General features: G+C 58.5%; 23 protein-coding genes. 17 read left to right on the top strand and 6 right to left on the bottom strand.

Features of this window, described 5'->3' with window-relative positions; all coding sequences use genetic code 11:
* Positions 1–317 precede the first annotated feature (317 nt).
* From ABYV26_RS03805 to ABYV26_RS03760, 10 genes are all read left to right on the top strand, one after another.
* The gene (locus tag ABYV26_RS03805) at positions 318–1112 is read left to right on the top strand and encodes a Type 1 glutamine amidotransferase-like domain-containing protein (protein ID WP_372678316.1); all 795 of its coding nucleotides are present in this window, start codon (positions 318–320) and stop codon (positions 1110–1112) included.
* A gap of 15 nt (positions 1113–1127) precedes the next feature.
* Positions 1128–1571: a hypothetical protein gene (locus ABYV26_RS03800; RefSeq protein WP_372678314.1), complete on the top strand. Its 444-nt coding sequence runs from the start codon at positions 1128–1130 to the stop codon at positions 1569–1571.
* Between the two features lie 55 nt (positions 1572–1626).
* A complete protein-coding gene (locus tag ABYV26_RS03795) occupies positions 1627–3279 on the top strand; it encodes a Gfo/Idh/MocA family oxidoreductase (protein WP_372678312.1) in 1653 nt (550 codons plus the stop codon).
* Positions 3269–4279, top strand: a complete 1011-nt coding sequence (locus ABYV26_RS03790; protein ID WP_372678310.1) for a Gfo/Idh/MocA family protein — start codon at positions 3269–3271, stop codon at positions 4277–4279. The genes ABYV26_RS03795 and ABYV26_RS03790 overlap by 11 nt, the downstream gene beginning before the upstream one ends.
* Before the next feature lie 47 nt (positions 4280–4326).
* The gene (locus tag ABYV26_RS03785; protein ID WP_372678308.1) at positions 4327–5325 is read left to right on the top strand and encodes a GNAT family N-acetyltransferase; all 999 of its coding nucleotides are present in this window, start codon (positions 4327–4329) and stop codon (positions 5323–5325) included.
* A 13-nt stretch (positions 5326–5338) separates the two neighbouring features.
* A complete protein-coding gene (locus tag ABYV26_RS03780) occupies positions 5339–6574 on the top strand; it encodes a glycosyltransferase (RefSeq protein WP_372678306.1) in 1236 nt (411 codons plus the stop codon).
* 83 nt (positions 6575–6657) lie between these two features.
* A complete protein-coding gene (locus tag ABYV26_RS03775; RefSeq protein WP_372678304.1) occupies positions 6658–7392 on the top strand; it encodes a PIG-L deacetylase family protein in 735 nt (244 codons plus the stop codon).
* Positions 7393–7471: 79 nt separating this feature from the next.
* Positions 7472–8836 carry an inositol-3-phosphate synthase gene (locus ABYV26_RS03770; protein ID WP_372678302.1) on the top strand — a complete coding sequence of 455 codons (1365 nt, stop codon included), beginning with the start codon at positions 7472–7474 and terminating at the stop codon, positions 8834–8836.
* The gene (gene bcp / locus ABYV26_RS03765) at positions 8833–9294 is read left to right on the top strand and encodes a thioredoxin-dependent thiol peroxidase (protein WP_372678300.1); all 462 of its coding nucleotides are present in this window, start codon (positions 8833–8835) and stop codon (positions 9292–9294) included. Before ABYV26_RS03770 ends, bcp begins: the two co-directional genes overlap by 4 nt.
* 97 nt (positions 9295–9391) lie before the next feature.
* Positions 9392–9631: an FmdE family protein gene (locus tag ABYV26_RS03760; RefSeq protein ID WP_372678298.1), complete on the top strand. Its 240-nt coding sequence runs from the start codon at positions 9392–9394 to the stop codon at positions 9629–9631.
* A gap of 69 nt (positions 9632–9700) precedes the next feature.
* Here the strand turns inward: ABYV26_RS03760 and ABYV26_RS03755 are convergent, their stop codons facing one another.
* Positions 9701–10303, bottom strand: coding sequence for a superoxide dismutase (locus ABYV26_RS03755; protein ID WP_372678296.1), 603 nt, complete (start codon positions 10301–10303; stop codon positions 9701–9703).
* A 166-nt stretch (positions 10304–10469) separates the two neighbouring features.
* Here ABYV26_RS03755 and ABYV26_RS03750 point away from each other — a divergent pair, with 166 nt between their 5' ends.
* The gene (locus ABYV26_RS03750) at positions 10470–11432 is read left to right on the top strand and encodes a hydrogen peroxide-inducible genes activator (RefSeq protein WP_372678294.1); all 963 of its coding nucleotides are present in this window, start codon (positions 10470–10472) and stop codon (positions 11430–11432) included.
* Here ABYV26_RS03750 and ABYV26_RS03745 read toward each other — a convergent pair.
* Together ABYV26_RS03745 and ABYV26_RS03740 are read right to left on the bottom strand one after the other, a co-directional pair.
* Positions 11410–12348: a DMT family transporter gene (locus ABYV26_RS03745; RefSeq protein ID WP_372678292.1), complete on the bottom strand. Its 939-nt coding sequence runs from the start codon at positions 12346–12348 to the stop codon at positions 11410–11412. The two genes, ABYV26_RS03750 and ABYV26_RS03745, sit on opposite strands and share 23 nt — an antisense overlap.
* A gap of 32 nt (positions 12349–12380) precedes the next feature.
* Positions 12381–13817, bottom strand: a complete 1437-nt coding sequence (locus ABYV26_RS03740; protein ID WP_372678290.1) for a trimethylamine methyltransferase family protein — start codon at positions 13815–13817, stop codon at positions 12381–12383.
* A gap of 526 nt (positions 13818–14343) precedes the next feature.
* Between ABYV26_RS03740 and ABYV26_RS03735 the strand changes: the two genes are divergently transcribed.
* Positions 14344–16080, top strand: coding sequence for a long-chain fatty acid--CoA ligase (locus tag ABYV26_RS03735; RefSeq protein WP_372678288.1), 1737 nt, complete (start codon positions 14344–14346; stop codon positions 16078–16080).
* A gap of 152 nt (positions 16081–16232) precedes the next feature.
* On the top strand, positions 16233–17864 hold the full coding sequence (locus ABYV26_RS03730) for an alkaline phosphatase (protein ID WP_372678286.1): 1632 nt from the start codon (positions 16233–16235) through the stop codon (positions 17862–17864).
* Positions 17865–18058: 194 nt separating this feature from the next.
* Here ABYV26_RS03730 and ABYV26_RS03725 read toward each other — a convergent pair whose 3' ends face one another.
* The 3 genes from ABYV26_RS03725 to ABYV26_RS03715 all read right to left on the bottom strand — a co-directional run bounded on the left by ABYV26_RS03725 (position 18059) and on the right by ABYV26_RS03715 (position 21920).
* Complete coding sequence (locus ABYV26_RS03725; RefSeq protein ID WP_372678284.1) at positions 18059–19789, bottom strand: GEGP motif-containing diheme protein; 1731 nt, start codon at positions 19787–19789, stop codon at positions 18059–18061.
* A 10-nt stretch (positions 19790–19799) separates the two neighbouring features.
* The gene (locus tag ABYV26_RS03720; protein ID WP_372678283.1) at positions 19800–21080 is read right to left on the bottom strand and encodes an OprO/OprP family phosphate-selective porin; all 1281 of its coding nucleotides are present in this window, start codon (positions 21078–21080) and stop codon (positions 19800–19802) included.
* A 540-nt stretch (positions 21081–21620) separates the two neighbouring features.
* On the bottom strand, positions 21621–21920 hold the full coding sequence (locus ABYV26_RS03715; RefSeq protein ID WP_372678281.1) for a Trp family transcriptional regulator: 300 nt from the start codon (positions 21918–21920) through the stop codon (positions 21621–21623).
* A 216-nt stretch (positions 21921–22136) separates the two neighbouring features.
* Here ABYV26_RS03715 and ABYV26_RS03710 point away from each other — a divergent pair, with 216 nt between their 5' ends.
* From ABYV26_RS03710 to ABYV26_RS03695, 4 genes are all read left to right on the top strand, one after another.
* On the top strand, positions 22137–23126 hold the full coding sequence (locus ABYV26_RS03710) for an ABC transporter substrate-binding protein (protein ID WP_372678279.1): 990 nt from the start codon (positions 22137–22139) through the stop codon (positions 23124–23126).
* A 91-nt stretch (positions 23127–23217) separates the two neighbouring features.
* Positions 23218–24114, top strand: coding sequence for an ABC transporter permease (locus ABYV26_RS03705; protein WP_372678278.1), 897 nt, complete (start codon positions 23218–23220; stop codon positions 24112–24114).
* A complete protein-coding gene (locus tag ABYV26_RS03700; protein WP_372678276.1) occupies positions 24111–24908 on the top strand; it encodes an ABC transporter ATP-binding protein in 798 nt (265 codons plus the stop codon). The genes ABYV26_RS03705 and ABYV26_RS03700 overlap by 4 nt, the downstream gene beginning before the upstream one ends.
* 234 nt (positions 24909–25142) lie before the next feature.
* Positions 25143–25982: an alpha/beta fold hydrolase gene (locus ABYV26_RS03695; protein WP_372678274.1), complete on the top strand. Its 840-nt coding sequence runs from the start codon at positions 25143–25145 to the stop codon at positions 25980–25982.
* The last annotated feature ends 387 nt before the right edge of the window (positions 25983–26369 follow it).

Genomic DNA, 26369 nt, shown 5'->3' with positions numbered 1-26369 from the left:
GGGTTTACGGCAAAGGCCGGGTGACCGTATACCGGGAAAACCGGGTGGCGGTCTTCGGCCCCGGCGATACATTCCGTCTGAATGGTTGAGGCGGCGGCCAAACCGTTGTGGGAAAACCGGTCCTGCCCGCTTGAGCGAAACTGCTCTGGACAGTCGGGGCGGGGACGGTTTTTGACTTACCCTCCGAAATCCTCTATACTACCCTAAAGCCTATGCGGACCCAGCGGCATGCTCCTGCCAACCGATGACCTATCGGACCCGGCCATGGCGATCGCCCTGAAGCGCTCCCAATGCCTTTTACGATAATGAAAGACCCCATGGCAGATCCTCATGGTAAAATTGTTCTCATGGGTTCCGGTGAATTGACGGCCACCATGGTGGAGGTGCACAAGGGCCTTTTGCAGCAGTTGCCGGGAACACCCCGGGCCGTATTTCTGGACACCCCGGCCGGTTTTCAACTCAACGTGGACCAGATATCGACCCGGGCGGCCGACTATTTTCAGACCCATGTCCGTCACCCGTTGGCGGTGGCCTCGTTCAAGTCCAACACGCCCACCGTCGATTATGACCGCCTTCAGGCAAATCGCTTGTTGCGCCAGGCCGATTTTGTCCTGATCGGACCGGGCAGCCCGACTTATGCCGTTCGGCAATGGGAGGAATCGCCGGTGCCCGACCTGCTGGCCCGCTGCGTTACCGCCGGCGGCTGCCTGGTGGCCGCCAGTGCCGCCGCCCTGACAGTGGGCCGTTTCACCCTGCCGGTGTACGAAATATACAAGGTCGGTCAGGATCTGCACTGGGTCGACGGCCTGAATCTGCTCGGGCGCTTCGGCCTGAACCTGGTGGTGGTGCCCCATTGGAACAACGCCGAGGGCGGCACTCACGATACACGCTTCTGCTTCATGGGCGCTACGCGGTTTGAAGCACTGGCGGCCATGCTGCCGCAAGCGTTGCCCGTGTTGGGTCTGGATGAGCATACCGCCTGCATACTGGATCTGGCAAGCGATCAGGCCGAGGTCAAGGGTATCGGCGGCATCACGTTGCGCACATCCGACGGCGTCATGACCGTCCCGAGCGGCAGCCGTTTTTCCTTATCCGTATTTCGCCAAGGATAGATCACCCCCGATTCGTTGCCTGAATCGCCGACACCGGAATTCGCGTCGCCATCGGCGGCTGACGATCAAGACTTCTGGCGCCAGGCCCATGACCTGAAGGCCAGCTTTCAGAAAGGCCTTGCCCGGGGAGACGCCCGCGCATCGACCAACGCCCTGTTGGAATTCGACCGCATGGTGTGGCAGGCCCATCAGGGGCTGGAGAACGAAGCGGTCATTGCCCAGGCCCGCGACACGCTGCGCGACATGATCGTTCTTCTTGGAAACCAGTTGGCCAATTCTACCGGACTCCGGGAGGACCACCTGGCCCCCCTGGTGGAAGCGCTGCTCGAAATTCGCCAGAAGCTTCGCCGGGAAGCGCAATGGGAGGCCGCCGACATGCTGCGCGATGCGCTCGACACCGTGAACATCACGGTGGAGGACACCCCGGATGGTTATCGCTGGGCCATGAAATCGCAATAATCGATGCGGGTTCGGTCACAGGCCATCTATTCAACCGCCAAGAAATCTACAGCTCATGAAGCAACACCCCCACCTGTCCCTGCTGTTTGCCACAGAGGCCTCGACATCTGTGCTGGCCCCGTTGGTTGCCTATCTTGAAGCCATACACCACCTCCGTGTGGATGTTTCAGCGGCCCTGCCCTCGGATTTGAGCGACTACGATGCCGTGGTCACCCCGGGGACCGCGAACGGGGCCGCCAACCGGGAATTGGAGGCGTTCGTGAACCGTGGCGGCGGTTGGCTGGCACTGGTCGATGCATCGCCCGACCCCCTGCCGGCCATGCTGGGCGTGGTCGCCGAACCGCCCGGACCCGAAGCTGAAATGCGTGTGCTGTTCGAAAGGGCCGATCACCCCATGGGTGCGCGGCTGCCGGATGCGCTCTACCTGACCGGCCGTTACCAGGAGCTGAGGTCCTCCGTCGATGACACCGAAACCCTGCTCTATGCCGACTGGCATCACGATCACACCCCGGTGCTCACCCAGCGCCGGGTGGGCAGGGGCCGGGTGGCCTGCACCACCTTGCAGGCCTTCGATCATCCTGTTGTGCAACAAATCTGTTATCGTCTGCTCGCCTTTCTCGCCGGCCGCCCCATCGAACCGGACCCGATGCGGGTGGGTATTCTGGGTTACGCCCCTTCCGTGGGCCGGCTGCACGGGCTGGGCATCGACCACACCACCGGATTGGAACTGCATGCCGTGTGCGATCTGAATCCGGTGCGCTGCGACCAGGCCCGCCTGGATTTCCCCCATGTCCGCACCCTGCCCACGGCCGATGCGCTTGCCGCAGCCGCCGACATCGATCTGGTCATCGTTGCCACGCCCCCCAACATCCATGCCGCCAACTGCCTCCAGATGATGGCGGCCGGCAAACATGTGGTCTGCGAAAAACCGCTGGCCCTGAACCGCCGGGAGACCGATGCCCTGCAGGCCCTGGCCCAGGATAACCAGGTCCATTTGAGCTGTCACCAGAACCGCCGCTGGGACCCCGACTACCTGGCTATTCAGGACAGCCTGAAACAAGGGCTCATCGGCGAGCTGTTTTACCTGGAGACCTTTGTCGGCGGCCATCATCATCCCTGCGGATACTGGCATTCCCACGCCCCCGTGTCCGGCGGTACCAGCTACGACTGGGGGGCCCATTATCTGGACTGGATCGTCAGCCTGGTTCCACGACCGGTCACGGCAGTGGTCGGCACCCGCCACAAGCGGGTCTGGCGGGACGTGACCAACGCCGACCAGGAGCGCATTCAAATTCGCTTTGACGGAGGCATCGAGGCCGAATTCATGCATTCCGACATTGCCGCGGCCCGTAAACCGAAATGGTATCTGCTGGGCACCCGGGGGGCGATCACCGGCCATTGGCAGGATGTTCACACCCATACCATCGATGCTGACCACTACTATCGTCGCCACGAGATTCCGGCCACCGAGATGACACCGGATTTGGCTGTTTTTCACCGTCGGGCCGAGGGCGAAATCATTCGCATCACGCCGGCCGTGGGCCAACGCCAACCCTATAGTTTTCACCGCAACCTGGCCGACCACCTGTTGCTTGGCGAACCCATCACCGCCCCACTGGATGATTCCGTAAAGGTGGTGGGCATTCTGGAGGCTGCTGCCCGCTCCATGCGGCGCGGAGGCACCCTGGAGGCGATCGATGGCAGCTGAGGTTCAATGGGGTGTTTTGGGCAACGCCACCATCGCCCGTAAATGCGTCATCGGCGCCATCGGCAAATCGCGCAACGGGAGCCTGCGTGCCCTGGCCAGCCGGTCCCCGGATACGGCCCGCGGCGTGGTCACGCGGCACGGCATCCCCCGCTTGTATGGGAGCTATCAGGCGCTGCTCGACGATCCCGCGATATCGGCCGTTTACATTCCGCTGCCCAATCATCTGCATCGCCCCTGGACCGAAAAAGCGCTGGCAGCCGGCAAGCATGTGCTGTGCGAGAAACCGCTGGGCTGCGATGCCTGGGAAGTTGAATCAATGACCGCCGCCGCCAAGAAGGCCGACCGGCTGCTCATGGAAGCGTTCATGTACCGCTTTCATCCCCGCAGCCGGCGCATCAAACTGATGGTCGAGCAGGGCCAGATCGGTGCAGCGCGCCTCGTCCGGGCGGCTTTTTGCTACCATATGGCCGCGGACGTCCTGCAAAGCGGCGTCAACTCACGCCTGCAACCGGAGATGGGCGGCGGCGCGCTGCTGGACGTGGGCTGCTACGCTGTCAGTGTGGCTCGATGGCTGATGAACGCCGAACCCATGCGCGTCCAAGCCCAAGCAACGTTTCATCCTTCCGGCGTGGACTGGCACCTGGTTGGCAGCCTCTATTTCGGTCCCCGACGCTTGGCCGTGGTCGAAGCCAGTTTTATTGCAGCCCTGCAGCAGACCTACAGCGTGGTGGGTGATCGCGGTGCCATCGACCTGCCCCACGATGCGTTCATTCCCTGGGAAAAGGAGGCCGAGTTCGTGCTGCGCGGCCGTGACGATGAAACCGGCACCCGGCAGCAGATCGCCGGCGCCGACCAGTATCAGCTGATGGTGGAGCATTTTGCCGATGCCGTGCTGGGTCGCTCACCCTTGGCCTTTTTACCCGAGGAGAGCGTCGCCAACATGCGAGTGCTGGACGCTTTGTCCCGGGCCGCACGGAGCGGTCGATGCGAAATGGTGTAACCGGAAACCCACGGCAGCCTCGAGGGTTGGAAACGGGGAACGATCACATGGGAAACCCTGCAGCATCCTGCAGCGACATGCAAAACGAGACCCTGGAAAGCATGGCAACCTATTGGAAAGGCAGCGAACACGCTTTGAAATGGAGCTGCCCGTTCGTTCTGCCTCCCTGGCTGAGCGCATGGTGGCCGCTTGCTGACGGGGAATGGTCATCTTATGTCCGATCCATTTATCACCAGGGTCAGCTGGCGGGCATCGCCCCGCTCATGCGCAAGGGACGCGAGTCCCGGCTGATTGGAGACGCGGATGTCTGCGACCATCTGGACGTGGTGGTCGCACCGGCGCATGCCAAGGCCTTTAGCCAAGGCCTGCTGGATGGCCTGGCCCGGGACGGCATCAGACGGCTCGTCCTTTCACCGGTTCGGCAAGATTCGTCGGTGATGACCCACCTGATACCCGTGGCTGAATCCTGGGGCGCCCGGGTTGACTGTGACCACCAGGCTCAGTTGTTTGCCATGTCCCTGCCCGACAGCTGGGAAGGCTATCTCCAGCGCCTGAGCGGCAAGGCGCGCCATGAGATCCGGCGCAAGCTCAGACGGCTCGACGAAGCCGGCCGGGTGGTCCTGCGCTGTATCGGTCACGGGGCGGAGCTGCCGGCGGCCATGCAGACCTTTTTCACCCTCTTCAGGGCCAACCGGAGCGATAAAGCGACCTTCATGAACGAAGCGATGATGGCCTTTTTTCTCCGCCTGGCAAAAAAACTGGCAGATGATCGTCTCCTGAAATTGTACTTTTTGGACCTGGACGGCCGACCCATCGCTGCCACCCTGTGCATCGACGACCGATCCACGGTCTATCTCTACAACAACGGCTACGATGAGGCACTCCGGTCCCTGAGCGTCGGCCAGCTGAGCAAAGTGCTGACGATAAAGGCCAGCATCGGCGACGGGCGGCAGACGTATGATTTTCTAAAAGGTTCGGAAGCCTACAAGCGGCGACTGGGCGGACAACCGGTGAACCTGCATCACTGCGTGCTAGACATCGAATAACGGGAAACGCCAGATGTCAATTAAACCTCTGACCATTGCCATGCTCAGCATCCATTCCAGCCCCATCGGGCTGCTGGGGACTCGGGACACCGGTGGCATGAGTGTCTACGTCAGGCAGTTGGCCCTTGAGATGGGCCGCCATGGACACCAGGTGGATATTTTCACCCATCGCCAGCATGAAAACGAACCGGAAGTGGCCGGCCTGGGACCCCATGTACACCTGGTGTTTCTCGACGCTGCGCAAGGCCGCCAATTGACCAAAACCGAATTGGTTGCCGGCGCCGGCGACACCATGGCAGGCATCGAAGCGTTTCGCCGCCGCCAGGCATGTGCCTATGATCTGATTCACAGCCACTACTGGATCTCCGGCCATGTGGGGCGCATGGCCCGGGCGCGATGGCAACGACCCCATCTGATCACCTTCCACACCCTGGGGGCCGTGAAAGCCGGCACCGGTATCGGTGACGCCGAGCCCGCCAGACGGTTGGCGATTGAACGGGAATTGGTAAGGGACTGTCAGGGACTGCTGGCACCCTGTGGGGGTGAAAAGGCCCACCTGATGCATTATTATGGAGCAGATGCAGCCAGGATCGCCATGGTTCCCGGCGGTGTTGATGCTGCACACTTTCGGCCCATGGACAAAACCTGGGCCCGGCGGCGGCTGGGAATCGACCCCCGTGTCGGCCTGCTGCTAACCATTGGGCGGTTGACACCCCAGAAAGGGCAGGACCGAATCATCCAGGCGCTCCCCCTCATCGAAAACGATAGCCGGCCGCTGCTGATGGTGGTGGGTGGCAACGAAGACGGGGACCCTGAGCGGCGACGTCTGCAGAAGCTTGCCGCCGCGGCCGGCGTTCAGGAGCGGGTAACCTTTTGCGGCAGCATCGCCCACCGCGACCTGCCTGTGTATTATGCGGCGGCGGACATCATCGTGCTGGCCTCGCATTATGAAAGCTTCGGGCTGGTGGGCTTGGAGGCTATGGCCTGCGGGCGGCCAGTTGTATCCACCCCGGTGGGTGTGATGGCCGAACTGGCCCGCATGCAGCGACCCGGCATCATCGCTGCCGAGGGATCACCGGCCGCCTTGGCCGCTGGCATCACCCTTGCCGGGGATCGGGCCCCGGACTGGCCCGACCACCTCATTCGCCAGAGCGTCAGGGACTACAGCTGGGCGAACGCGGCAACGGCGGCCATGGCGGCCTACCGAGCCGCCATACAGGCCGATGCGGCTAACCGTGGTCGGCAATGACTTGTCCCCATGGTCCATCGGCGACACCCCCATCTAGCTGCACCCGCTAGCGGCCAATTTGGGTGTATGATGAAAGGATAACCATGCAACTGATTGTTCATGACACGATCCCGGAGGCACCGACACCACAGCCCTGCGACGCCTTGGTGCTCTCGGCGCACCCGGATGACGCCGAATTCGGGGCTGCCGGTACGATCATCCGCTGGGTTGACGAGGGCCGGCGCGTCGTTTATGCCATTGCCACCAATGGTGACAAAGGTACCAGCGACCGCAGCCTGACCCCTGAGGCACTGGCCGCCATTCGCCGGGACGAGCAGGCGCGCGCGGCTGCATCTATCGGTGTCCAAGAAATCGTTTACCTGGGGTACCCGGATCAGGGTCTCGAGGATACCCCCGCCCTGCGCAAGGACGTCGTTCGCTTGTTGCGGATCTTCCGTCCCCGCATACTGGTCACTTCGGATCCGTATCGGCGCTATCTATGGCACAGGGACCATCGCATCATCGGCCAGGTGGCCATGGATGCTGTGTTTCCCTATGCCCGGGACCACATGGCCTATCCCGACCTTCTCGAAAACGGCCTGGAACCCCACAAGGTGGCGGAGGTATTCTTCTGGGGGACCGAAGACATCGACTACCGGTCGGATGTCACCGACACATTCGACCGTAAAATCAAGGCCCTGCGCTGCCACGCCAGCCAAATGAAAGAATTTAGGTTTTCTGACCCGGTGGAATGGTTGAAGGAGCGCTGTCGAGAGATGGCCCAAGGTTCCGATTTTGAACTGGCCGAGGGGTTTCATCGGGTGGCCCTGCCGATGTAGGCTCGTCTGGTGATTTCCACCCATGAGGTCGCTGTCCGCAGCCGCCTCTCCATAAGTACCCAAAAAAGGTGATAAACGCGTGTACAAACCATCCGACGAACCACACGACGCCACGAAGACCCCCACCCCCGCAGCGCGGCCGGAAGGCCGCTTGGGGGTGCTGATTCCGGGCATGGGGGCCGTGGCCACCACGTTTATCGGCGGTGTGCTGGCCATTCGCCGTGGCCTGGGCAAACCGATCGGCGCCCTGTCCCAAATGGGTATCCTTCCGATGGACCACGCCCTTTCCGAAGGCGACCGCCTGATCCGGGATGTGGTACCGCTGGCCCGATTGGACGACCTCGTTTTCGGCGGGTGGGACATCTTCGATGACGACATGTACGCCGCTGCCGTCGATGCCGGGGTGCTGGCACAACCGACCCTGGATGGCATCCGATCGGAACTGAAGGCCATACGGCCCATGCCGGCGGTGTTTGACAGACGTTATGTCAACCGGCTCGACGGACGCCACACCAAATCGGGACGCACCAAATTGGATCTTGCCGATCAAGTGCGCAGGGACATCCAGGCATTCAAAGACGCCAACGGCCTTGCGCGTATGGTCATGATCTGGTGCGGCAGCACCGAATCCTATTCCCAACCGGGACCGGTGCACCAATCTGTCAGCAGCTTTGAAGCGGGTTTGAAAGCCGACGATCCGGGCATCGCCCCCAGCATGATCTACGCCTATGCGGCAATTCAGGAAGGTCTGCCCTTCGTCAACGGCGCCCCCAATTTGACCGATGAGATTCCCGCCCTGCAGGCCATGGCGCAGCAACACGAGGTGCCCCTGAGCGGCAAGGATTTCAAGACCGGCCAGACGATGATCAAAACCGTTCTGGCGCCTGCTTTCAAAACGCGCCTGCTGGGGGTTGCCGGTTGGTTTTCCACCAATATTTTAGGCAATCGGGACGGCGAGGTGCTGGATGACCCACAGGCGCTGAAGGCCAAAGAGATCAGCAAACTGAGCGCTTTGGAGCATATCCTGCAGCCGGAATTATACCCCGATCTATACGGGGATCTGCACCACAGTGTCAAAATCAACTATTACCCGCCGCGGGGCGACAACAAAGAAGGCTGGGACAATATCGATATTTTCGGCTGGCTTGGTTATCCCATGCAGGTAAAGATCAACTTTCTGTGTCGCGACAGCATTCTGGCGGCCCCACTGGTATTGGATGTGGCCTTGTTTATGGACCTGGCGGCACGCTCCGGTTGGCACGGTCCGCAGGACTGGCTCTCTTTTTATTACAAAAGCCCGGTCACACCCGAGGGCGTAACGGTAGAGCACGATCTGTTCCAACAACGCGAGCGATTGAATGCCAGGCTGAACCAGGCTGCGCAGACGACCGTCAGAGATACGGAAATGTATGCAAACCACAAAAAAAGGAGACTTTCGAAATGAGCCAACTGCAACCAGGAGATGCGGCACCGGCGTTCAGCGCATTGGATCAGCACGGCAGCAATGTCGATCTTTCCGATTTCAAGGGGCGACGGGTATTTGTCTTTTTTTACCCCAAAGCCAACACCTCCGGCTGAACGACTCAGGCCCAGGCGGTGCGGGACGCACTGCCCGAACTGACGGCTGCCGGCGTGGCCGTTGTTGGCATCAGTCCGGACACGGTCGATCAGCAGAAAAAATTCGACGACAAGCACGGCCTGGGGTTTGCCTTGCTCAGCGACAGCGACCACCAGATTGCCGACGCTTATGGCGTGTGGGGCGAAAAGAAAATGTACGGTAAGACCTACATGGGGATTTCGCGCTCGGCGTTTTTGGTCGATGAAGCCGGCGACATCAGCGCCACCGGCTACAACATCAGCCCCCAAAAAACGGTTTCCACATTGAAGCAGTGGCTGGTGTGACGGAACGCTGACCGTAAACCGCGGCCTGGTTTTTTTCGGACCCGTCGGAAAGGCGACTTTTTTCGAGGGTATCAAATCAAACCCGTGGTGAAAAAAGATGAACGCGCAACAGATCATGGACAGCGATGAATTCAAGCGCTGTGAGGCCTTTCACGGCCACCCGTGCGGTGGGCTGGCCATCGGCTACATGGCGGCCAGGGCCGGGCTGGACTGGTTGAAGGAAAAGAGGGCCGTGGACGAAGCGTTGGTGGCCATCGTGGAAACCGATGCCTGCTGCGTGGACGCCATTAACAGGGAAGACCGTGTGTCATCCATGCTCCAACGGGTTGGCCTATAAGCCTTCCAGTCGAGAAACAGAGGCTTCTTCAACGGTGCTTCCGCCGCGGCGGCGTGTCGCAGCCTAAGGTTACTTTGCCGCCGTAAAGATGTCATTCACCCGATCCCAGTTGACGACGTTGAAGAAGGCGCCGATGTAATCCGGCCGACGGTTCTGGTACTTCAGGTAGTAGGCATGCTCCCAGACGTCGATGCCCATGACGGGTGTCTTGCCCTGGCTGAGGGGATTGTCCTGGTTGGGTGTTGCCACGATCTCCAGTTTGCCCTGGTCCAAGACCAGCCAGGTCCACCCGCTGCCGAAAAGCAGGGCGGCGGCATTGGTAAAAGTCTCCTTGAATTTCTCATAGCTGCCGAACCGTTTGGTGACGGCTTCGGCAACCGGCCCACCGAACGTGACCTCTTTTTTCAGCATCGGCCACCAGAACGAGTGGTTGGCATGCCCGCCGGCGTGATTGCGCACGGCCGTGCGGATGCTCTCGGGAACTGCATCGAGCTTTTTCAAGAGCGCTTCGGGACTTTTGTCCTGAAACGCCTCATGTCCGCTGAGAGCGCCATTCAGTTTGTCCACATAGGTCTGGTGGTGTTTCGTGTGGTGAATTTCCATGGTTCTGGCGTCGAAATAGGGCTCCAGGGCGTCATAGGCATAGGGAAGTTTGGGCAATGTATGATTCATGGGTGATTCTCCTGATTGTGAATTGCCAGCGGGGGACAGACCGAGGCCATAATCGCGCCGATCCCTTGTGATTCAATGTTATCCCGCTGTTGACAAAAAATGGCGACGCACCTAATGTAAATCAAATCGATAATTCTTATATTAACATCAGCAAAAACTATATCGCATGGTTACCCATACCCAGTTGCAGTACCTGGTGGCCGTGGACCGCCACGGGAGTTTTTCGGCGGCAGCCGCCCGGTGCTATGTCACCCAGCCGACGTTGAGCATGCAGATTCAAAAACTGGAGGCCGAATTGGGCGTGACCCTGTTCGACCGAGGCCGGAAGCCGGTAGCGGCCACACCCATCGGAAAGGCCGTCATTGATCGGGCCTACCGGACCCTGCGGGAATTCAGGGGCATCGTCGAGTTGGTCAATGAGCAGCGGGAGGCTGTCTCGGGAGAGCTGCGCGTGGGCATTATTCCGACCCTGGGCGCTTATCTGCTGCCCCGCTTCATCCCGGATCTGCTCACATCCTATCCGCTGGTTCGGATGACCATTCAGGAGCGGCTTACCGGGGACATTGTCGAAGGGTTGCGCCGGGATCTGCTGGATGTCGGCATTGCCGCCACGCCCTTGGAAGAAAAAGGGATTCGGGAAACGCCGCTGTTCCGTGAACCGTTCTATGCATTGGTCTCCGCCGGTCACCGTCTGGCCGACAAAAAGCGGCTGTCGACCGAGGATCTCGCACCGGGTGAGATGATTCTGCTGGACAGCGGCCACTGCCTGCGTGAACAGGTATCCCGAATTTGCATGGGAACCTTTAAGCAAGATGATCGCCGGTCGGTCAGGCTGCGATTTGTGGGCGGAAGCCTGGAGGGCCTGATACGAATCGTGGAATCGGGTTACGGGGTTACCCTGCTTCCCGAATTGGCCGCCATGACCCTGGCCGAAGGTTCCCGGGGGCTGCTGCATTCGTTTGAAGCCCCGGTGCCGGCACGCGAGGTGAGCCTCATTACCCATGGGGAGGGCGTTAAGACCCGGCTGCTGGAAATCCTCAAACAGTCGATTATGAAGGGCCTGCCTGCTGGTCTGAAAAATATCGACAGCGGGCATCCCATGCGCATTATCGGTGCAGGGCCGGCCTGATTGCTTTCGTTGTTAGACCGGGGGCCAATAAAAGGAACACGCCGGCCACCACCACCAGTGCGCCGGCAATTTCGATCGGGACCAGGGTTTCGCCCAGGAACAGGTGGGCATAAAAGACGGCGAAGGCAATTTCGGACATCACCAGAATGGATGCGATGCCTGCCGGCAGCCGGCCTAATGCAAAGGTAAAAGCAAAAAAAGCGAATACGGTGGAGATGCCGATCAAACCCCCGAACCACAAGTAGGCGATGGCAGGAACCGGCGGAGGCAGAAGGCTGCCGGTGAGAAGCTGGCAGGGCAGCAGAATCAGGGCGGCGATGCCGAAAGCCCAGGTAAGCGTCACCACGGCGCTGTACCCGCTGCGCAACGCCTTGCCGAAGAGGCTCCATCCGGCATAAAGTGCCGGTACGAGAAAACCGACGGCAATGCTGGCAAGGCTGACCTCGGGTGCACCGGCCTGGACGAGCCCGGAAACCAGGACCGTCCCCGTGGCGATGACCATCAGCGAGAAGATTTTCATGCCGGTGAGCGGCTCTTTCCAGACCATTCGGGCCGCAACCAGCACCATCGCCGGCATGGCCGCCTGCTGAATGGTCGTTATGGCCGCACCGTTGAGCCGGTACCCCAGATTGAGGGCCACGTGAAAGACGCCCAGACTGACCCCCATGCCTGCAATCACGGGCCAATCCGAGCGACGGATGGCCATGCCTTTCCGTTGGGTGCTTGCGCCCACAACAAGAAAAACAACGAATGCAGCCGTATCGCGCCAGAATGCCAGCGCCAGTGACGACACCTGGTCGTCAACCATGATCAGCTTGACGAATATGCCCGACAAGGCCCAGCAGGCAGCGGCCAGCAGGACGGCGATGGTTCCGGTTACTGTTGCCTGGAAGGTGCCGGGTTCGACGGTTGGCATTATTTTCCCCATACGTTCAGCGATAAATCCATCTATTTCCAACTCGCCTGCATCTCGTCCAGGGTCTTGATGGTGTCTGCCGACAGCGGGTCCGGCCGATGGGCCATTTTTTTCAGGGTCGCCGCCTGAAGCCGCTGCTCGAAGGTTTTGGCGCCGGCGCTCTTCCACTGGTCGTAGACCATGCGTTCGAAAATCTCGGAGTATTTGATTTTTTTGAAGTGCTTGAGGGTGTGGGGATCCTGGAGGTAGTGGCCGCCCGGACCCACCCGATGGATCACATCCAGGGCCAGGGTCTCCTCGGTGACAGGGATACCCTGCATGTAATGGTTGACCGAGTCGACGATGTCATGGACGAGCACCATGAATTCCGGCGAGGCCACGGAACCATGGTCCATCCAGCTGCTGCAGTCGTGCACGAGACCCGATCCGGCCGTGGCGGCCGAAAGAATCTGGAGTGCGGCCTCGGCACCGGCCTGGGCGTCGCAGAATTTGGCATCCGTGGCGCCGGCGGTTCCGAAGAAGGGCAATTGATAGCGTTGGGCCATCTGGGCCATGGCTGCCGTCATCAGGCTCATTTCCACGGCGCCATATGAGAAGATGGTCGAGCGCATGTCCATGATGGTGGTAAAGGCGCCGTAGATGAACGGCGCCCCGGGTTGGACTAACTGATGGACCACCAGTCCGCTCAGGGATTCGGCGCTGGCCTGCACCAGCGCACCGGCAAAGGTCGACGGCGAGCTGCCGCAGCACTGGGGCGCCGGGAAGTTGATCAGCGGGATGCGGTTCTCCGCGCAATACATGACTTTATCGATGGCCGGGTCAAAATAGACCAGCGGCGAAATGGGCTCCGAGTAGTGCACGATGGTGGGCGCTTCGTCGAAGGCCTCCTTGCCGCCGCAAAGCAGAAGCGCCATCTCGTAGGTGTCTTTGACGCTGTTGGTGTCCTTGCAGCAGAACACCAGGGGTTTTTCACAGTTTTCGAACACCTTGCGGGCGATGACTCGGTCGGCGATGTCGGCGGGCACGTCATCGGCCATGCCGATGGTCATGCACCACTGGAAGTTGGGCAGGGCGTCGCACAGGGCGGCGGTGGCTTTGACGTTGTCGCTGACGAACCGAGCGCGTTGGTGGGTTTTAGGGTCCATGTAGTCGACACAGTCCAGGCTGGGGCCGAAAAAACTTTTGTCCCGCTCCAGGAATACACTGCGCTCACCGGCGCGCTTGGCCAGAACGATGCGCGAAGGAGCTTTGCGGATGGCATCCTCCACCAGCCACCCTGGGATCTTTACCCGGTCGCCGGATACGCGAGCGCCGGCCCCGGCGAGGATCTCCAGCGCTTTGGGATGCGTAATTTTTATGCCCGTACGCTCCAGCACGTCCAGCGTGGCCGCGTGGATCTGGGCCATTTGTGCGTCATTGATGACCTGAAGGCGGGGCTTGAAGTAGAGTTCGTCGGTGGTCATTCCCATGATCGGTCTCCTCTCTGATAACAGTTTGCTTGCCTGGGGTCAGGATCGATCCTTTGCGGTTGACCCTGATTCCGCAACGAATGTGCCAGCACGTTCAAATGGGTCGTAAATCAGCCAACCCCTCTGACATGGCTTCCATAATCGACGCTGTCAGGCGCGTTGACCACCAGGAGCGTGAAGACAATTTTCGTTTCTCAGTCAAAAAATGAAAAATCGCAGCTCTAAATTGTTCGAAGTCAGGTCGTGAAGGAACGGGATTCATCTGGAGACATAGCTTATCCACACCGTGAAGGCAACGCCAATGCCGTCTTTCGACTCACAGGCATTCGAAACGCCTTGACCGGTTTTAGCAAAGACGGTAATCTACTGTCATTTCGATCTATTTCTCTTCACGCCGGACTGGCCAAACGCAATTATACAATACACTGCAACACGGGTGTCAGTGCAGAATTCAGGCATGTTGGCATTAAGCGCTAATTGAATACGATTGACTCGGCTTTCACCTTCACCTACAGGAGACGACCCAATGACTGCTGCCCACTGGCCCACCAAAAACTGGCCCGACGGAGTTCCCCACGACATCGACGACTACGACCACCCCCTGTTTCAGTTGCTGGACGACGCGGCGCGGGACTATCCCAACCAGACCTACACCATTTTCAACGATGCATCCCGCACCTTCGCCCAGGTCAAGGACACGGCCGACAGGATCGCCGCTTTTCTGCATGCAAAGGGCATCAAAAAGGGCGACCGCGTGGCCATTTTTCTGCCCAACTTGCCGCACTACCCGGCTATCTTTTTCGGCATCCTCAAGGCCGGTGCGGTTTGTGTGACCTGCAACCCCTTGTACACCCCTGCCGAACTCAATTACCAGCTCAAAGATGCCGGGGCCAAGGTGCTGTTCTGCATGGACCATCCCCAGTTCTACCCCACCGCCGAAACGGCCATCCAGGGCAGCGATGTGAAAACGGTGGTGGTCTGCAGCGTCAAATCCTACCTGCCCTGGCTGAAGGGTTTTTTAGGCGGCCTGCTGGGCAAGATTCCCCACGCCGAGCGTCACGCCGCCGGGCATCTGATGTTCGACGAGGTGGTCAGCAGCTCCCTTCCCGCCCCGCCGGCCACGGCGATCGATCCATCCACCGACCTGGCCCTGATCATCTACACCGGTGGAACCACCGGGGTGCCCAAAGGCGCAGCCCTGACGCACGCCAATTTCGTATACAACCTCAAGGCGTTGGATGTCTGGGCGCGGCTGGACTACGGCGAAGGCGGGCCGATAGAAGGGATCCGCAGGGGTGGTTATCACTGCTACCTGGGTGTGCTGCCGTGGTATCACAGCTTTGGAATGACCTGCGCCATGCTTTCCGCCTGCTTGTCGGGAAGCCGACTGATCTGCGTGCCGGACCCGCGTGCCGGTGACCCGCCGTTTACCGAGGTGCTCAAGCTGGTGCAGAAGCACCGGCCGACCCTGATGCCGGCGGTGCCGACCATTTTCGTGGCGTTTGCCAACCATTCCCTGCTGGACCAATTTGACCTGACTTCCCTGATGGCCTGCTTTTCCGGCGGGGCACCGCTGCCCCCGGAGGTGTGCCGGCAGTTCGAGGAGAAGACCGGCGCGATTATCTTCGAGGGGTATGGGTTGAGCGAAACGGCCCCGATAGCTACAGCCAATCCGTCTTTTACCGATACGCGCAAGATCGGGTCCATCGGTTTTCCCGTGCCCGGCACCGACGTCAAAATCTTGGACGCCGAAACCAGTCAGACCGAATTACCGCAGGGAGAAGACGGGGAGGTGGCCATCTGCGGCCCCCAGGTCATGCAGGGCTACTGGAACAAACCCGATGAAACGGCCGAGGTGTTCCGGGAGATCGACGGCCGTCGATTTTTTCTCACCGGAGACATTGGTCACGTGGACGAAGACGGTTACGTGGTCATCACGGACAGGAAGAAAGACATGATTCTGGTGGGGGGGTTCAATGTCTATCCGCGGGAGGTGGAAGACAACCTCTTCACCCATCCCAAGGTCGCCCTGGCCGCCGTGGTGGGGGTGCCGGATGCCAAGAGCGGCGAGGCGGTCAAGGCTTTCATTCAGCTGAAACCCGGTGAGACGTGCACCGAAGCGGAGATCCGCGAATTCTGCAAGGCGAACATGGCCGGCTACAAGCGGCCCAAGACCATCGAATTTCGCGGCACGATTCCGGTTTCCAACGTGGGCAAGGTGCTGCGCCGGGTGTTGCGGGATGAAGAGCGGGAAAAATCATAAACCCTGCGGTCGGCCTTCGGCATCGACTCGAAACAACCACGGCCGCTGGTTACCCTGCGATCGGAATCGCCTCGACGGTTTTTTGTCGGAGACATGGAATCGGGGCGCCTGGGTTTAGGTATTTGCAACCGCAATTTGAGAAGTGAGGCCAAATGAAAAAACAAATGTTCAAGCTGGTTGTTTTGTCCCTCGTTCTCGTCATGGCCGGTGCCGGGTGCTCCGGAACCCATGTCCGGGGGATAACTCCCGATGCGGGAAAAACGAAAAATGTTATTATGATAATCGGTGACGGCATGGGGCCGGAACAGGTCGGACTGCTGCTTTCATACGCCAGGCAGGCGCCCCATACGGTGATCGGGGAGAGAAGAACGGCATTTGACCGGATGATGGGCGAAGGGGGCGTTATGGGGCTTTCGCTGACTTACCCCGACAAAGCCTTGGTCGTCGATTCTGCAGCATCCGGAACACAGATGGCCACCGGCCAATTTGCCGGGTCGGAAATGATCGGGGCTGACAAGCATGGCAATCCGGTGGAAACCGTCCTCGAAAAAGCGATCAAAACGGGTAGGTCAACCGGGCTGATTTCTGATACGCGCCTCACCCATGCGACACCGGCCGCTTTTGCCTCCCATCAGCCCCACCGGAGCCTGGAAAATGACATTGCCGTTGACATGCTAAACGCCGGTCCGGACGTCATGCTTTCGGGGGGCTTGCGGCATTGGATACCCCAGGAGGCCAATGACAAGGAATCGGCGGAATACAAAGCGCTGGAGCAGATGACTCAAGGCTCCGTGATACTAAAATCCAAGCGCAAGGACAGCCGGAATCTGCTGAAAGAGGCCCAGGAAAAGGGTTATATGCTTGCTTTCAATCGAACCCAGATGGAAGCGGCCCAAGGCAAATTGCTAGGCCTTTTCGCCTACTCGGCACTGCCTGACGGCATCAAGGTGACCCACAGCCAGGACAGTCCAGACCGGACCATTCCCACGCTGAAAGAGATGTCCGCCAAGGCGATCGAGGTGCTGTCCAAAAATGACAAGGGCTTTTTCCTGATGATCGAGGCCGGCATGATCGACTGGGCCGCCCATTACAACGACACGGGGCTGATGCTCCACGAGATGCTGAGGCTCAACGAGACTGTCGAGTATGTGCTGGACTGGGCTGAAAATCGTGACGACACCCTGATTATCGTAACGGCAGACCATACCACGGGTGGATTCGGGATCAGTTACCATGCCAAAGACCTTCCCCAGGGAAGGACGCTGCAGGGTGACTTGTTTCAGGGAAGAGAATTCAAACCCGGGTTTAATTTTGGTAATCCCGAGGTCCTGGATAGAATATACAACCAGCAATTGAGCTACGGTGATATCTTTTACGGTAAGTTTGACAGTCTGCCCAAGGAACAGCAGACACCGGCCAAACTGGCGGAAATCGTCAATGAATATACAGAATTTGACATCAGCGAAGCCCAGGCCGTACGCATTCTGGCAACCGAGGACAATCCATTTTTCACCGCAGGTCATGGCTCTCTGGGGAACCAGGTCGTGCCCAAAATGGGGCCCACCGGCGCCTTCTTCGTGTATCAGACCGATGACAACCGCCAGAATCTGTTGGCCAGAGAAGTGGCGGCCGACCAGATGGTGGTCTGGAATACGGGCACGCACACCGCAACGCCCGTGCTCGTTTTCACCAAAGGCTCACCCAAGGCGATGGCGCCATTTGCCCATGTGATGCATCACACGCAACTGGGTCGCATTACCATTGAGGCCATCTTGACCCAGTGAATCCGGTCAGCGCGTTGTTATCCGTATAGAAGTAACAATAATGCCGAATGGATCGACCATTCGGCATTATTGTTGGTTGGGGCGAACCGCGGTTGCCGGTATCGATAGAGCGGTAAAACCGAAATTTTTAAAGGTGAAACGTTCGCTTCTGGTCAGGCACGATGTGTCAGGATCGTGCCACCTGCATCGATGGGTCATTCAATCAGCGTGGTGATGAAACACCCCCCGCCACCCCCGGATGACGAGGTCGCCGCGGTGGCGTCGGTCGTCAATGCGCCCGGATCGTCGATGATGCCGTTTTGGATGCCGTCCGCATCGGTTAGGGGGTCCCCGTCGGTCAGGGTGAGGGTGATCCGGTTGTCTCCGTCATTGCTTCCAAAGCTGATCTCTCTCCAGGATCCTGACGAATTGATTTTGTAATACTGCGCTGCACTTGTCACGGCATCAGGAAATTCAAACGACACGGTAACCGATTCGCCAGCCGTCAGTCCGGTGATGAAAAAACGATTGACCCCATAGGGGAACTGCCTTGAGGGTTTCCCTGCCTGGGGCAGGGATGGGTCGTCATCGTTCAGGCAAGCCACATTTGAAAAATGGCCGCTGGAGGTGTGCAGGCGCACTTTTTCGATGCCCTTGGGGGACCGGAACGCAGCGGTGTCAAAATCCATGTAGTCGGGGGTTCCATCCTCGTCGAAATCCTCCCCGTCGGTACCCTCCTCACTGTCCAGCACGCCGTTGCCGTTGGAGTCCGTGCCGTCGATCGCCCCGTAAACGATGATCTTTTTTTGATCGACATAGCTCCACCCGGCTTCGAGAATGTTGATGTCGGTGGTGTCTTCAGGAAGGGGTTCGATCTTTATGATGGTTGCCGAGCGTGAACAAGAACCGGCGCTGTGGTCCAGGTTATAATCATAGGGCCATAATACATTCTGGTCGTCGGCGTTGCTGGATTGATCCGGCGGGCCGACGTATTTTTGCGGAACGACCACGCGAAAAGGCCCTTCGCCATCCAGTTTGTTTTCGTCGTTCAGCACCCCGGTATCCAGATAGGCGCCTTCGCGTTTATAAGCCAATATGGCCTTCAAACCACCTTCAACCGGGATGGCATCGCCATGCGTCCGGCCGCTGCAGGAGGGTGCACGGTAGTCGCACCAGCCGTAGTCTGGATTCTGGTCGACGTCCGCCTGCAGGTCATAGTAGTAGGTCGCCGGCGGGTATTGATAGGACTGCCCCGGTGTATTGCCATACACATGGTACATGTCGAGGTCCGTATGGTAGGTTAACGGATGACTCTGCCCCCACCCATCGGGTGCATATACCCATATGCCGGAGGCGCTGCTCAGCATGCCGGCATCCTCCAGCAGATCTTTGATGGGGACGCCGGTGTATTCGGCGTAAAAGTCACCCGATCGCGACGTGTTCATCAGCATAAACTGGGTGTGCGACCCAAGCGCTTCCAGCTGATCCCGGGTATAGACGCGATAGGGCGCCGGGGTCAGTCCGGGATGGTCGTCCGCATCGCCGGGAAAGCTGTTGACGGCGATTTCGTCGGCATTGGCATAGCCGTCACCGTCACTGTCCAGGCCGTCGATATCGACGACCGCCTGGGCGTTCCGACCAGAATTTTTGTAGGCCGCACCATAGGCGTTGATGGTGTCCTCTATGTCTCCGGCGCCGTCGTATCCGTAGGTTTGGTGGCACCACTGGCAGCTGCCCAGTTCCACGGCTTTGCCTTTGGAATTGATATAAGAACCACCGCTGTGGCACAGGTTGCAGTTTTCCAGCTTGGTGCCGGCCTTGGCGGGATAGGCATCCAGGAACTTATCGGCATCCCTTTCCCCTTCGTGATGGTAAGCGGCAAATGCCGGCGTTCCCAGCAGCAGTGATACGATCAACAACCCGATTGTCCATTTGAAATGTCTCATCCGTTCCTCCTTAAAAATCAAGACTGAACCTGCAAGTGATTACATTTTCCGCATCGATATAATCGGCCGAACCATCCGGCAGCACTCTCACGCGAACCGGCTCGGAAAGGTTGGTGTGCGTGAAGTCGAGAACGACCCGGGCCATGGGAAAGAGCACCCAGTTCAATGCAAGGCTGTAGGCATCCGCTTCCCTTACCGAGACAAAGGAAGCGGGGTTGATCCAGTTCTCATCTCCGCTGAAGTGGTCGATCCGTGCAGCCAGGCAAAATGCCCCCCAGGTTCCCTCCTGGGGGTTGAAGAAGTTGTCGGGGTATATGGGCTTGACGATCCCTTTGGACAGGATGGGGCGTTCACCGGAAATGCACCACACGGCACTGGCGTACCAGGAGGTAAAATCGGCATCCGGCGGATTGTCACCGGCCGTCACCAGGTCCGTATAGGTCAGCCTAAAATACTCGCCCTGAAATATTACCGGACCCGCCGCCCATGCCGCTTCGACGCCGACGCGCCGCCGGCTGCCCGCATCATGGATGACGCCGAATTTGGTGTTGTGGGTCAGCACATACAGGTTTGTATCCGTCCCCACCATTCCTGTGCTTTTGACCCTCAGGTCGACGTTGAGGGGGTCGATTTGTGCATATGTCGCCGACGCACCGAACTGAAACCCGGTGAGCCATGGGGAGAGAGACCTTTTAAAGGGAGAAACCGTGACCCTCGTCGCCATTTCAGGTGAGTCCTCTTCAGGCCCGGATGCCGAGCCGTCGTCACCGTCACCGTTGAACAGACCGGCGGCGAACATCATCCGGTCCTGAAACAGCGAACCGTGAAGCATGATGCCGATGTCCCGTTTGGGACCCAGATAGTACCCCATGGAACGTTCGGAAAAATGTTGTGCCTTGTCCGCGGATTGCCATTCGAGGCTGAAAGGTTCTTTAAACTGTCCAAACCGCAGGGCCGAAGGATCGAAGACGGCTTCCCCATAAGCATCCACGAGATTGTCGGTTTCATTGCCCTCAAATTCGTATTCCATGCCGAATCGGAAGTACTGTGTCAACTGGCCTCTGAAGCGCAGCCGTGCCCGGCGGATGTCAAAACGATTGTCGGCCCGCTCTTCTTCTGCATAGTAACGATAATCGGCTTGAAATGAACCGCCCAGGCGGAGTTCCATTCCGCCCTCCTCTTCCGAGCGGATATAAAAACCGTCCTTGTACCCGGCAAAGAAGATTCTTTCGGCCTGCGCCTCCTGCAAGGGGAAAATGACAAGTACGAAAAAGAAAAACCATTTAACCATCGAACCTGCGTCAACACAGAACAGTCGCTCTCTTTGCATTTCACCGGATTCTTTACAATGATGAGTGATGAGATGGGGTTATCTGTGAATGTACCTGCTTTTAAAGAGTCATCTATAGTTATTTAGACTTTCTTTAGTCAATATTATTATCGAAAATTTAAAATTAAGTTCTTAAGAATACCATAAATAACCATAAACAACATCTGAAGCAAAAAGGATGACATCCTTAACTCCGGGTTTGGGATCTGCCGGGGGTAAGGGCCGCCGTTTAAGAATCGGTAAAGCGCAAATGAAAGGCATAAAGCGCCAATGGGGTATCCGTAAAAAATGGAGCCGCGCAGTTTGAGTCGGAGCGACGTGGAGATACCGCATAGCGAAGATGCGGGAGAGGGTTCAAAAAGGAAATGATCGACCGTGGATCGGAAGACGTGAAATCGGGAAGGTATTTGTGCCGGCGTGTGCCCGTTGGGTTATCTACCAGCGGCCGCCTCTGCGCAACCCCCCGGTTGTTTCCTGGTGGATCGAACGCGAACCTACCGCTTACCAGGGCGGGTCAGTTTCTTTTCCTTCGCCGTACAGATCGTCCAGCACCTTTTTCAGGTAGCTGTCTTTGGCTTTGAGCAGCTTGGATCCACGGGTGATTTTACAGAGGCTGATCTTGTGTTCGGCGGCAATTTTGCGCTGGGTCTTACCTTCGTAGAGGTCTTTGAGCAGTTGCCAGCGGAGCGTAAGGGTGTCGATTTCGCTGGGCGTGAATATCTCCCGGAACAGCACTTCCATTTCCTTGCGGTCATCGGTTTGGGCGAAAAGGTCGATCAGTTCCCGGGTTGCGGTTTTCATGGAAGTGGCCCCTTTTAAAGGCAGGATGCCGCCGGGTTCATGGGAATTTTTTTCAGGCATCCGGCAGGGAATCATTGCCTAATGGGTTCCTGCAGCGGACGCAGGGGAAAAAGAGTTTGATTTTGACCGTCCGCCTATATACTTAGAAGGCGGTCCGAAGCGTTTCTGTATGACAGAACATAGAAAAAATCCTGTGGAAAGGAAAGGAAAAAATTCATGAAAAAGCGTTGCTGTGCCTTGACCGCCATCTTCGCGATCACCGCAGTGATCTATGCTGCGCCGGTTGCCGCGTCTGACCCGGTCCTCATCGGCATATCAAAAATTGTCGCCCACCCGGCCCTGGATGCCATTGAAAGGGGAATCCAGGAAGTGGTCAAGACCCAGTACCCCGATGCGCGGTTCGACCCGCAAAATGCCAACGGTGAAATGTCGACGGCGTCGTCCATTGCCCAGAAGTTCAAGTCCGAGAATGTGACCCTGGCCGTGGGAATCGCCACGCCGACCGCCCAGGCGCTGGTCAATGCACTCAAGGACCGCCCGGTGATTTACAGTGCGGTGACCGATCCGGTGGGCGCAGGGTTGATCGGGTCGACGGAGAAAGGCGAGAAAAATGTCACCGGCATCTCCGACATGACCCCGGTGAAGGCGCAGATCGAACTGCTCAATCGCATCAAGCCGATCCAGACGCTTGGGCACGTTTACGCCAGCAGCGAAGCCAACGCCGTCAGCCTGGCCAATATCGCCCGGCAGGTATGCAAGGAGATGGGCATCAAGTTCATTGAAACCACCGTATCCAATTCCGCCGAGGTGAAGCAGGCCGTTCAGACCATCGCCGGTCGGGTGGACGGCATCTACATCTCCAACGACAACACCGTGGTGTCGGCCCTGGCCGCCGTGACCAGCGTGGCCCAAAAATACAACATCCCGGTCATGTCGGCTGATCCCAGCAGCGCCGAAACGACCCCGGTGCTGGCCGCCTGGGGCTTCGACTACTACAAGATGGGCAAGGCTACCGGCCGCTTGGTGGTCCGTGTCCTCAAAGGGGAAGCGCCTGAAACCATCCCCACCATTTTCATGACCGATGCATCGGACGTGGACCTGTTGATCAACCTGGATGTGGCCGACGAACTGGGCCTGACTTTCCCGGAAGATGTCATCGCCAATGCCAACACGATCATCGAGGACGGCAAGCTGATTAAAAAATAGTTTCCCTGTCGACATTCACGGCAAAAGGCGGAGAGCAAGGGTTGGTTCGGCTTTCCGCCTTTTGTGCCACTGCCAATACAAAGACTGAGACATGCTCGAAGGAATTTTTGTCGAAGGGCTGATATACGCGATCATGGCCCTGGGGGTGTTTTTTACCTTCCGAATTCTCGATTTCCCTGACCTGACCGTTGACGGCAGCTTCCCCATGGGCGCGGTGATCATGGCCACTTCGCTGACCGGCGGAATGCACCCCCTGACCGGACTGCTCATGGCCTTTTGCGGCGGCGTGCTGGCCGGATTCGTCACCGCGGCCATCCACAACCGGCTCAAGGTGCCCCATCTGCTGGCCGGCATTCTGACCATGACCATGCTCTATTCGGTGAACATCCGCATTCTGGGCAACCGGGCCAACCTGCCCCTTCTGCGCGTGGATACGATCATCTCCCACGTCACCGCCGCTGCCCAGGGCTTGATTCCGGCGGATTGGGCATCGCTGATCTTTTTCGTCCTCGTCGTCCTGGCCATCAAGTTTGCCCTGGACATGTTCTTCCATACGGACATGGGATTGGTTTTCGGCGCCATGGGCAACAACGAGCAGATGGTCAGGGTCCAGGGGGTCAACCCGGCCACCCTCAAGCTCATCGGCGTGGGCCTGTCCAATGGGCTGGTGGCCCTGTCCGGGGCCTTCGCCGCCCAGTACCAGGGCTTCGCCGACGTGAACCTGGGGCAGGGGATCGTGGTGTCCGGACTGGCCTCGGTGATGCTCGGCGAGTTCATCATCAAGTCCAACCGCATCGGCATGCTCACCCTGCGGGTGATTCTGGGCGCGATCCTGTTCAAGGCCATCATGTATCTGGGCCGCTTTTACGGCTACTATATCAACATGACCCCCAACGACCTCAAGCTGATTGCGGGCATCCTGATCATCGTTTCCCTGGCCGTGACCAACTACCGCCGCATTCGCGGGAAGGCGGGAACCGCCGCATGATCCGTCTCGAGAACCTCAACTGCACCTTCCACGCGGGCACCCCCAACGCCAAGACGGTCATCCGGGACTTGAACCTGACCGTGGGTGCCGGTGAATTCGTTACCATCATCGGCAGCAACGGCGCCGGCAAGACCACCCTGTTCAACCTGATTTCCGGCAACCTGCTGCCCACTTCCGGCCGGATCTATGTCAAGGGGGTGGATGTCACCGACCACCCGGAGTACAAGCGGGCGGTAACCATGGGCCGCATTTTCCAGGATCCGCTGGCGGGCACCGCCTCCAACATGACCCTGGAGGACAACATGATGATCACCAGCAAAAAAGGCTTCAAGTGGCCGGTGATCAGCCTCAACCGAAAAATGCGGGCCTATTTCAAGAGCCATTTGGTGAACCTGAAGATGGGCCTGGAATCGCGGATGAAAGAGAACGTCAGCACCCTGTCCGGCGGTCAGCGCCAGGCTTTGACCCTGTTGATGATGGTGCTCTCCAATCCGGATATCGCGCTGCTGGACGAGCACACCGCGGCCCTGGATCCGAGCAACGCGGCCATCGTCATGGACCTGACCACCCGCTTCGTCACCGAACACCGCCTGACCACCATGATGATCACCCACAACATGAACCATGCCATCGCCTTTGGGAACCGGCTGCTCATGATGGATGCCGGCGAAATCATCATCGACGTCTCCGGTGCGGACAAAGCCAGGCTCACCGTGCCCAAGCTGCTGGAGATGTTCTCCAGCGTCCGCCGCCAGGCCTTCGAGAACGACGAAGTGCTGCTCTCGGCGGGATAACCGATGAATCAAAATCCAATTTTTCGAACCGGGGTTTCATCTGCGTTCAGACCGGTGGCGCAAAGGGTACGCGTCTGAGGCGGCTCGTGTGCGTTTCGCGACCTGCCAAACGGGGCGGCGACGGGTCAGATGAGAAGCAAACGCTTCAATGGACTGCCGGATAAGCCAAAAGCAGCCGATCGAAAAAGAGACCCATCTGCCGAGCGGCGTTATGCAACCAACGGATTTTAACCTATGACTGAATGGACGCTACCCGACGTCTGCGATTTTCATGGACGCGCCGTGCGATACGGGGTGCGTGGCGATGGCCCGCCGGTCGTCGTGGTTCACGGCACACCCTGGTCGTCTTTCAATTTGCGGCACATCATCAACGCCCTGTCTCGAGACTTCACCGTCTACTACTATGACCTGATCGGTTACGGCCAGTCGGATAGATCTCCCGGCGATGTTTCCCTTGGCGTCCAGAACCAGGTGTTGGATCGTCTTCTGGATCACTGGCGGCTGGACAGCCCATTGATCATTGGTCATGATTTTGGAGGAACGACGGTGCTTCGAACGCACCTGATCGATGGACGTGATTTTGACAGGATCGTGCTCATCGATCCAGTTGCGCTTTCTCCGTGGGGCTCGTCTTTCTTTCAGCATGTCCGTGCGCATGAAGCCGCCTTTGCAGGTGTTCCAGACTACATCCATGAAGCTATTGTCCGCGCATACGTCAACACCGCTGCCTTCAAACCCATCGATGAAGCTACTCTGGATTCAATCGTCCTGCCGTGGACCGGCCCAGACGGAAAAGCGGCTTTCTACCGGCAGATCGCCCAGGCGCATTCCGGTTACACAGATGAAGTGCAAGCCCTGTACGCTCGTATTTCCAGGCCGGTCTTGATCCTGTGGGGCCGAGAGGATGCATGGATTCCGATGGAACACGGCGAGACGTTGCGCGATATGATCCCGGGCTCATCCTTGCACGTTATTCCCGATGCCGGGCATCTGGTAATCGAAGAGCAGCCAGATCAGCTCGTGAAAAAGATCCGTCCGTTTATCCAAAACAAAACCATCCCGTCAAAAGCCTGATTGAGCCGTCGCCGAAAGCGGCGCACCTATTTGTCTCATCGCATCGTGTTCTGGATAGTCCCCAAAATGATGGCCGACCCGTTTTTTGTTTCAAGGCGGGCAGATGGTTATAAAAAAATTGGCCTCAGATAATACACATTGGGCATGTTTTGAAAAAAGCCCATGAATACCTGGAATGATCCTATGCTTTGGACGGGTTTACCGGTATGGTCCGTCAGATGAAAAAGGACGGTGTGAAGATGGAGGTATGCGTATATGCATTATAAGTGCTGGGCATCGACCCGAGCAATATACCACCGGACGTCGACCATGTCGGCAACGATTTCGTCTCGGTCGTCGGATATCAGGCTCAAAGATACACGGCGGTTGCCACCAATTAGAAACCTT

The sequence above is a fragment of the Desulfosarcina sp. genome, from assembly GCF_041551955.1.
Lineage (GTDB): Bacteria > Desulfobacterota > Desulfobacteria > Desulfobacterales > Desulfosarcinaceae > Desulfosarcina.
Note: the sequence above shows the minus strand (reverse complement) of the source record. Positions and strands in the feature narration are given on the sequence as shown.